Here is a 2721-nt window from a genome sequence, read left to right as displayed (position 1 = left end):
GGAAAACCGCGGGGACAAGTTGAACAGGGAGGCTTCACGTCTGGGAGACGTAGGGTTTGAAAAAAACCCCTGGCCGGGAGGGAACCCGGCCGATTGCTGCGTCGCAACAATCACAAGAACAGACTTAAGGTCTTAAGCGTCTCAAAACTAGAGGCAAAATTCCGCGCCAGACATGCGCAACCCGCATGTCTTTGTCTCCCGGACATTTACGGAGCCTTAAAACAAAAATGCCTCCCCGGTCGAAGCTGACTGGGGAGGCATCCTAACCTATTGATTTAGAAGGCTTGGGCGGAAACCTGACGCAGCAGGAAGTCGCGCAAAACCGAAATGCGCTTCGAGTTGCGCAGCTCTTCCGGGTAGACGAAATAGGCCGGAACGGCGGGAACTTCCACATCCGGCAGCAGGCGGACCAGCCCGGAATCGTCATTCGTCATGTAATCGGGCAGGGCGGCGATGCCGATGCCGGATTTCACCGCCCGGTAGATGGCGTAGAAATTATTCACCTTCAGCACGGCCCGGCTGGAAAAATCATTCCCGCCCGCTTTCAGCAGCCAATTCACTTCCGGGAAGGGCGCGCGCTTCGGGTCGCCATAGCAGATCAGCCGGTGATTGCCGAGGTCGGCCAGATCGGCGGGCGTGCCATGTTCCTTCAGATAGGCTTCCGAAGCGACGATATGGAAGTGGAAGGTGGTAAGATGGCGCTGGATAAGATCGGCCTGGCGCGGCACGGTCATGCGCACGGCCACATCGGCTTCGCGCATCGACAGATCGAGTTCATCGTCATCCAGCAGCAGCGTTAGGCTGATTTCGGGATGGAGTTCCAGAAACTCGTTCAGCCGGGGGGCGAGCCAGGTCGAGCCAAAGGCCACCGTCGTCGTTACCTTCAACGGGCCTTTGGGGCGATCCTTGCTTTCGTTCAGCATCGCTTCGGCCATTGCCAGCTTAGCGAAGATTTCCTTGGTCGTTCGGTACAGAAGCTCGCCCTGTTCCGTGAGGATCAGGCCACGGGCGTGACGGTGGAACAAGGGAACCGAGAGACTGTCTTCCAGCCCGCTGATTTGGCGGCTAACCGCCGACTGGCTGAGATTCAGCGAGTCCCCGGCATGCGTGAAACTTCCCGCTTCGGCGACCGCCAGGAAGACACGCAGCTTGTCCCAGTCCATTTTACCCCTCCTGTCCTGCCCGCTCCCGGATGGTGCGGGCGTTTGGTGTCGTTACTCGGCAGCTTCGGCGCGAACGGCCTGGCTGGCGAGAAACTTTTCGGCCTCAAGGGCCGCCATACAGCCCATTCCCGCCGCCGTCACGGCCTGGCGGAAATGCTTATCCTTCACATCGCCCGCCGCATACACGCCGGGGATAGTGGTTGCCGTGGAATCCGGCGCGGTGATGAGGTAGCCGTCGCTATCGAGCGCCAGCTTGCCTTTGAACAGCTCGGTCTGCGGCACATGGCCGATGGCGACGAACACGCCGTCCACGGCGATATCCTGCACCGAGGCATCGCGGGTGCTCTTCAGCCGAACGGCGCTGACCGTCGGCGGCGTGCCGGTGGCGAGAATATCCTCGACCGTATGGTTCCAGATCACGCTCACCTTGGGATTGGCGAACAGCCGATCTTGCAGAATTTTTTCCGCCCGCAGACTGTCGCGCCGGTGGATCAGCGTCACATGGCTGGCGTGATTGGTCAGATACAAGGCTTCTTCGACAGCGGTATTGCCGCCGCCGATCACGGCGACGCTTTTGCCCCGGAAGAAGAACCCGTCGCAGGTGGCGCAGGCCGAAACCCCCGCCCCGCGCAAATGCTCCTCAGCAGGCAGACCCAACCAACGCGCCGTCGCGCCCGTGCAGATGATGATACTGTCGGCGGTGTAAACCGTGCCACTATCGCCGGTTGCGCGGAAGGGGCGGGTGTTGAAATCCACCTCCGTGATGAGGTCGTAAACGATCTCGGTGCCGACGTGTTCCGCCTGCGCGCGCATCTGCTCCATCAGCCAGGGGCCTTGGATGACATCGGCGAAACCGGGGTAGTTTTCGACATCGGTGGTAATGGTAAGCTGGCCGCCGGGCGTCATGCCCGTGGTCAGCATCGGCTTCAGATTGGCGCGCGCAGCATAAATCGCCGCCGTATAGCCCGCCGGGCCCGCGCCAATAATCAGAACCTTTGTGTGGCGCTGCTCCGCCATTCCTGCAACCCCCGTATTCCTCAATGATGACCCTACCGGGCGTTGCCCTTGCAAACAAGGGGCTGTTGCCCGAAATTCTGTCTTTTCGTCCGTTACTTAGGCATTAACCACGCGCGTTTCACGAAGCTGCGGTGGCATAAAAGCGTCATGCCGATCCCAACCAGCGCGCCCGCGAGGATATCGGCGAGCCAATGGGCGTTGGTCATGACCCGGCTCAGTGCGATCAGCGTGGCGAGCGCGTAAGCCGGGGCGGCCCAGCGCCGGGGCAGCATCAGCGCCAGCGCGGTGGCGACGGCAAACATCATCGCGGTATGGCCAGAGGGCATCGAGACATAGAGGGCTTTGCGCGCCGGGGGCAGGAAGGCGTAAAGCCCTTGATCGAAAAACAACCGGGGGCGGGTGCGGCCGATCAGGCTTTTCAGAAGCGAATTGGTGATGCCCGTCACAGCGCAGGCGCTGAAAAAAGAACAGCGGCAGGCGCAGCCGGTCCAGCCAGCGGGTTCGGGTGTCGGCATCGGCGGCACGCCACGCGGCCAGCCCG

At 61.4% G+C, this 2721-nt stretch carries 3 protein-coding genes; all 3 read right to left on the bottom strand.

Features of this window, described 5'->3' with window-relative positions; translation table 11 throughout:
• Positions 1 to 275: 275 nt before the first annotated feature.
• Complete coding sequence (locus tag VZ95_RS05995; RefSeq protein WP_045775050.1) at positions 276 to 1163, bottom strand: LysR family transcriptional regulator; 888 nt, start codon at positions 1161 to 1163, stop codon at positions 276 to 278.
• A 51-nt stretch (positions 1164 to 1214) separates the two neighbouring features.
• On the bottom strand, positions 1215 to 2180 hold the full coding sequence (gene trxB / locus VZ95_RS05990; RefSeq protein WP_045775049.1) for a thioredoxin-disulfide reductase: 966 nt from the start codon (positions 2178 to 2180) through the stop codon (positions 1215 to 1217).
• Between the two features lie 92 nt (positions 2181 to 2272).
• The coding region (locus tag VZ95_RS05985; protein ID WP_232302511.1) for a phosphatase PAP2 family protein at positions 2273 to 2721 on the bottom strand (449 nt) is incomplete at its 5' end.

The sequence above is a fragment of the Elstera litoralis genome (assembly GCF_000963705.1).
GTDB lineage: Bacteria > Pseudomonadota > Alphaproteobacteria > Elsterales > Elsteraceae > Elstera > Elstera litoralis.
Note: the sequence above shows the minus strand (reverse complement) of the source record. Positions and strands in the feature narration are given on the sequence as shown.